6 protein-coding genes are annotated in these 6236 nt (G+C 69.5%); 5 read left to right on the top strand and 1 reads right to left on the bottom strand.

The genetic code is table 11. The features are described 5' to 3' along the window. The 5 genes from BGN98_RS07270 to BGN98_RS07250 form a co-directional block, all read left to right on the top strand. A partial coding sequence (locus BGN98_RS07270) for a DUF885 domain-containing protein (protein WP_288120502.1) occupies positions 1 to 1182 on the top strand: 1182 nt, incomplete at its 5' end. A gap of 56 nt (positions 1183 to 1238) precedes the next feature. Beyond that, positions 1239 to 2273: an LLM class flavin-dependent oxidoreductase gene (locus tag BGN98_RS07265; protein ID WP_288120500.1), complete on the top strand. Its 1035-nt coding sequence runs from the start codon at positions 1239 to 1241 to the stop codon at positions 2271 to 2273. A 13-nt stretch (positions 2274 to 2286) separates the two neighbouring features. Further along, positions 2287 to 3657, top strand: a complete 1371-nt coding sequence (locus tag BGN98_RS07260; protein ID WP_288120499.1) for an MFS transporter — start codon at positions 2287 to 2289, stop codon at positions 3655 to 3657. 105 nt (positions 3658 to 3762) lie between these two features. Further along, on the top strand, positions 3763 to 4524 hold the full coding sequence (locus BGN98_RS07255) for an SGNH/GDSL hydrolase family protein (RefSeq protein ID WP_288120497.1): 762 nt from the start codon (positions 3763 to 3765) through the stop codon (positions 4522 to 4524). Between the two features lie 92 nt (positions 4525 to 4616). Further along, the gene (locus BGN98_RS07250; RefSeq protein ID WP_036291267.1) at positions 4617 to 4874 is read left to right on the top strand and encodes a DUF6458 family protein; all 258 of its coding nucleotides are present in this window, start codon (positions 4617 to 4619) and stop codon (positions 4872 to 4874) included. 27 nt (positions 4875 to 4901) lie between these two features. On the opposite strand, the gene BGN98_RS07245 is transcribed toward BGN98_RS07250, so the two are convergent. Continuing rightward, positions 4902 to 6155 (bottom strand): MFS transporter, encoded by a 1254-nt coding sequence (locus tag BGN98_RS07245; RefSeq protein ID WP_442921713.1) that lies wholly within the window; start codon positions 6153 to 6155, stop codon positions 4902 to 4904. Between the last annotated feature and the right edge of the window lie 81 nt (positions 6156 to 6236).

Raw genomic sequence — 6236 nt, 5'->3', positions numbered from 1 at the left:
GTGGGCCAGATCGCCCGCTATACCGCCGACAACGGCTTCTTCGCGACGTTCGCGGCTGACGCGGCCCCGGCGCAGGGACAGCTCCCCGCCTCTCTCGCGAAGACCCTCTCCGGCCACGCGGGCGCCGCCCGCGTCGCGTACGACGAACTCGCGAACTTCCTGCGCACCGAGCTGGCGCCCGCGGCATCCGAGAACGATGCGGTCGGACGCGAGCTGTACGCGCTGCACTCGCGCGGCTTCCTCGGGGCCGTGATCGACCTCGACGAGACCTACGAGTGGGGTCTCGAGGAGCTCGCCCGCATGGTGGCGGAGCAGGAGTCGATCGCCAACGAGATTCTGCCGGGCGCGACCGTCGAGGAGGCCGTGGCGTTCCTCGAGAACGACGAGGCCCGCAAGCTGCGCGGCACGCGGGCCCTTCAGGAGTGGATGCAGGCCACGAGCGATCGTGCCGTCGAGGAGCTCGGCAAGACGCACTTCGACATCCCGGAGGAGATCCGTCGGCTCGAGTGCATGATCGCGCCGACCAACGAAGGCGGCATCTACTACACCGGACCGACCGACGACTTCTCGCGTCCCGGCCGGATGTGGTGGTCGGTGCCCGAGGGCGTCGACTCGTTCGACACGTGGCGCGAGCTCACCACGGTCTACCACGAGGGCGTTCCCGGCCACCACCTGCAGATCGCCCAGGCGGTCTACAACCGCGCGGAGCTCAACTCGTGGCGGCGTCTGCTTGCCGGCTCCAGCGGACACGCGGAGGGCTGGGCCCTGTACGCCGAGCGCTTGATGGAGCAGCTCGGCTACCTCGACGACCCGGCCGACCGGCTCGGCATGCTGGACGGCCAGCGGATGCGGGCCGCCCGCGTCGTGCTCGACATCGGCGTGCACCTGGGCAAGCCTCGTCCCGACGGCGAGGGCATCTGGGACGCCGACTTCGCCCTTGAGTTCATGCGTCGAAACGTCAACATGTCGGACGAGTTCATCCAGTTCGAGGTCAACCGCTACCTCGGCTGGCCGGGTCAGGCCCCCTCCTACAAGGTCGGCCAGCGCATCTGGGAGCAGATCCGCGACGAGACGGCCGAGCGCGAGGGCGCCGACTTCGACATCAAGCGCTTCCACATGCGCGCGCTGCGTCTGGGCGGTGTCGGTCTCGACACACTGCGGATGGCACTGGCTCAGGGCTGATCCGGCCGAGAATCTCCGCACGGAATGATCACGGCACAGGGAGGGTTCTCATTCGTATGAATGTAGAACTGGGACTGGACACCTTCGGCGACGTCACCGTGGGCGAGGACGGCGAGCGCCTGAGCGACGCTCAGACGATCCGCGACATCGTGGATCAGGCGGTGCTCGCCGACCAGGTGGGGCTCTCCTTCTTCGGGGTAGGGGAGCACCACCGCCACGAATTCGCGGTGTCCAGTCCGGAACTGGTGCTGGCTGCGGCGGCGGCCCGTACCGAGAGGATCCACCTCGGTACGGCCGTCACCGTGCTCTCCAGCGACGACCCGGTGCGCGTGTACGAGCGCTTCGCGACGCTGGACGCGCTGTCCGCGGGGCGCGCCGAGGTGATCCTCGGTCGCGGTTCGTTCATCGAGTCCTTCCCGCTGTTCGGCTACGACCTCGGCGACTACGAGGTGCTCTTCGAGGAGAAGCTCGACCTCTTCTCGCAGCTGCTCACCGAGAAGCCCGTGACCTGGCAGGGCACGACGCGGGCGGCGCTGACCAACGCCGACGTCTTTCCGAAGACGGAGAACGGCATTCGCGCGTGGGTAGGAGTCGGTGGCTCGCCCGAGTCGGTCGTGCGCACGGCCCGCTACGGCTACGGACTCATGCTGGCCATCATCGGCGGCTCGGCCGATCGCTTCCGCCCCTACGTCGACCTCTACCACCGCTCGCTCGCGTCGTTCGGGCACAGCGAGGCGATGCCCGTCGGCGTACACTCACCCGGCCACGTTGCGGACAGTGACGCTCAGGCGTGGGAGGAGCTGTACCCGGCGATGGAGGCCAACCGCAACGCGATCGGCGCCGAGCGCGGGTGGCCGCCGTACAGCCGGCTGCAGTTCCAACATGACATCGGCCCGGAGGGCGCCGTGTACGCGGGATCGCCCGAGACCGTCGCTCGAAAGATCGCGGCCACAATGAAGACCCTCGGGGCGACGCGCTTCGACCTCAAGTACGCCAACGGCACCCTCTCGCACGCGAAGCTCATGCGCTCGATCGAGCTGTACGGCACGAAGGTCGCGCCGCTGGTGTCGGAGATGCTCTCGACATCCTGAGTAGCATTCAGGCATGACGGATGCCGCTGCCTCTCCCTCTGCGCCGACGCTGACCGGCACCGACGTGGGGGAGCGGCTGGACGCTCTCCCGTTCACCCGCCGGCACCTGCGGGTCTTGACCGGTTCGGGTCTCGGCTGGGCGCTCGACGCGATGGACGTCGGCCTCGTCTCATTCGTGCTGACCGCGTTGATCGCACAGTGGTCGTTGACCGGCGAGCAGGCGTCGTGGATCGCGTCGGCCGGTTTCGTCGGCATGGCGGGGGGCGCGAGCCTGGGCGGCCTCCTGGCGGACCGTTTCGGCCGCCGCTCGGTGTTCGCGGTCACGCTGCTCGTCTACGGTCTGGCGACCGGGGCGAGCGCCCTGGCCGGGGGACTTGCGGCGCTCATCGCGCTGCGCGTCATCGTCGGGCTCGGTCTGGGAGCCGAGCTGCCGGTGGCGAGCACCTACGTCAGCGAGATCGCCCCGGCACGCATGCGCGGGCGACTCATCGTCATCCTCGAGGCGTTCTGGGCCCTGGGATGGACGGCGGCGGCACTGATCGGCTTCTTCGTGATCCCGGCATCCGCCGACGGATGGCGCTGGGCCTTCGCGCTGGGGGCGATCCCCGCGATCTACGCGCTCATCGTCCGCTGGTCGCTGCCGGAGTCGCCGCGATGGCTCGCGCGACGCGGACGCCACCGCGAGGCCGACGCGGTCACCCGCACGTTCGAGTCGTCGCCGGCGCTGCAGGGAACGCCTCGTCGCCATGCCCCGGTGGGCACCGCGGCCGGCGCACAGCTGGCGGACCGCGGCCTGCGCGCACTGTGGTCGGGCGAGTTCCGCGTGCGCACGGGGGCGCTGTGGATCGTCTGGTTCTGCGTCAACTTCTCGTATTACGGCGCGTTCATCTGGATGCCGACGATCCTCTTCGCGCAGGGGTACGGGCTGGTGAAATCGTTCGGCTTCACCCTGATCATCACGCTCGCACAGTTGCCGGGCTACGCCGTGGCGGCCTGGCTCATCGAGGTATGGGGGCGGCGCGTGACGTTGTCGGTCTTTCTGGCGGGATCCGCGGTCGCCGCGCTGTTCTTCGGCACCGCATCGACGGAAGGCGTGATCATCGCGGCCGGGATGGCGCTATCGTTCTTCAACCTCGGTGCCTGGGGCGCACTGTATGCCGTGACCCCGGAGAACTACCCCACGTCGCTGCGTGCCACCGGAGCCGGATGGGCCGCGGGCGTCGGCCGTATCGCGTCCATCGTCGCGCCGTTGAGCGTGCCGCCCCTGCTCGCCGCCGGTGGCGCGCCGCTGCTTTTCGTCGTGTTCGCCACGTTCTTCGTGCTCGCGGCGACGGCCGCGTGGGCCCTCGCCGACCATCGCGGGGCGGCACTCGACGACCGCTGAGGCCGCGGCATCCGCGGCATCCGTCCGCATCTGCCGCTTTCGCTGCGCCGCAGCGACCGAAGGGGACCGGTGAGCCCGCGGCAGAGCGCGGCGTAGGCTGATCGGATGGCAGAGGTGCGGTTCGTGGCGATCGGGGACCCGTTCACGGAGGGCGTCGGCGACGAGCGGCCCGACGGCCGCGTGCGCGGGTGGGCCGACCTCACCGCGCAGGGATGGGCGCACTCCCGCGGCGAACCCATCCAGTACGCCAACCTTGCGATCCGCGGCAAGCTCATCTGGCCGATCGTCGCCCAGCAGCTCGAGCCTGCTCTCGCACTCAAGCCCACCCACCTGTCGTTCAACGGTGGCGGCAACGACATGCTGCGACCGCGCACGTCGATCGGCCACATCGCCGATGCGTTCAGCCAGGTGCTCCGGCGGTGCGATGAGGAAGGCGTCACACTGATTCTGCTGTCGGGCGCCAATCCTTCGGCGCAGCTGCCGATGAACCGGCTCATCCAGCGGCGCGGCGATCTCATGTCGGATGCCGTCGTGCAGCGCGTCGGCGAACGCCCCGATGTCATCCGCGCGCTGAACTGGCCGGATGCCGAGCTGTCGGATCCATCGTTCTGGTCTCAGGATCGCCTGCATATGAACAGTCGTGGTCACCACCGTGTCGCCGCCCGCGTCCTGGAAGCCATCGGGGAGACGGTCCCCGACGGCTGGTGGGCCATGCCGGAGCTGCCGGATGCCGTGCGCCTGGCGGAGCGCGAGTACCTGCGCGAACACCTGGGTCCGTGGGTGCGCCGGCGCCTGACCGGCACCTCGTCGGGCGACGGCCGGGAGCCGAAGTTCGGCGGGACCTGGAGCCTGGTGGAGCCTCACTAGCCGTCGGGAGCCGAGCCTGTCAAGGGCATGGGCGAGCGTCGTGGGTTCCGCCACCATGAGGACGTCCCATCCCCGAACAAGGAGACGCACTCATGAGCATCGGAGCCGGAATCGCACTGTTCGTCATCGGAGCGATCCTCGTGTTCGCCGTCAACGTCGACGTCCCCTACGTGAACCTCGACATGATCGGCTACATCCTGATGGGCGCGGGCGTGCTCATCTTCGTCATCGGACTCGTCCTCATGCTGCGACGTCGCTCCACGCAGCAGGTCACGCGGACCGTCGAGCCCGGTGTGGGCGAGCGGATCACGCAGACCGAGTCCCGCACCTCGGGCGACGGAACGGTCTGATTCCCGCGCGCCGGCCGCGCACGCCGATCACTCGGCGCGCGGTCGGCGCGGCGGGTCCATCCCCAGCAGGACCCGCGTCTTGCGCCGCTCGATCACGATGAATGTCCAGCCGAGCGCCCAGAGCGGAACCTGTGCGAGGAACGCCAACCGAAACGCATCGAGTCGGTAGGTCTCCGGCGTGCCGGCGCCCTGTAGGTCGAGGGCGATCCCGATCGCGAAGATCGCGACCAGCGCGGCGAGGAAGCCGCCGACGTTCGTGATTCCCGTCGCGGTGCTCAGGCGGTGGGCGGGGTTGTGGGTGCGCGCGTGATCGAAAGCGATCATCGAGGCGGGTCCACCCATCGCCAGCGACACGGCGAGCCCGTACAGCAGCCACAGCGGCGCAGGCCCGGGCCACGCGATCACCACTGTCCACGCGACGAACTGGGTGCCCACGGCCGGAAGCACCAGCGCCCGCGAGCGCAGGTGGGGAATGCGGCGAGAGATGTCGCCCATGACCGGTCCGAGGGCCATTCCCACCACGACATAGGTCGACAGCACGCCCGCGGCTTGCGCGAGGCTGAGTCCCTCGCCGGCGGTGAGGAACGGCGTTCCCCAGAGCAGCACGAACGCGGTGCCGGCGAACGGCGCCGTGAAGTGCGACCAGAACGCGAGGCGGGTTCCCGGGTGCGCCCAGGCGGCGCGGATGCCGACGCCGGTGTCCATCGACGAACGCACGACCCGGATCGCGCCGGTGTTCGTGTCGACGGAGACGTCCGCTCGCAGCTGGGGCGGGTGGTTGCGGATCACCGCCCACACCAGGATGCCGAACAACACACAGAGTCCGGCGATGCCGCCGAACACGATCTCCCAGCTGGTCGCATGGAGCATCGCCGCGAGCGGGGCCAGCGCCAGGAGCTGTCCGGCTTGGCCGACGAGACCCGTCAGCTGACTCATCAGCGGACCGCGCTGCGCGGGGAACCACACGGCGACCAGACGGAGCACGCCGGGGAAGACCGCGGCGTCCCCGGCACCCAGCAGCATGCGGGCGAAGATCGCGACGCCGACGCTGGGGGAGAAGGCGAGGGTGAGCTGCCCGGCTGCCATCAGCAGCATCCCGATGGTCATGATGGGGCGGGCGCCGTAGCGGTCGAGGAAGAGCCCGATCGGAATCTGCATGCCGCCGTAGACGGCCAGCTGGACGACGGCGAACATCGACAGCGTCGCGGCATCCGCTCCGAAGCGCTGGGCGGTATCGACCCCCACGGCCGAGAGCGAGCTGCGATTGATCACCGCGAGCATGTAGGCAGCGACACCGACTCCCCAGATGATCCATGCCCGGTAGTCCGGTCCGGCTGACGCAGGAGAGGGGCGGGTCGTAGT

It is taken from the genome of Microbacterium sp. 69-7, from assembly GCF_001897985.1.
Lineage (GTDB): Bacteria > Actinomycetota > Actinomycetes > Actinomycetales > Microbacteriaceae > Microbacterium > Microbacterium laevaniformans.
This window is presented reverse-complemented; position numbering and strand designations above follow the sequence as displayed.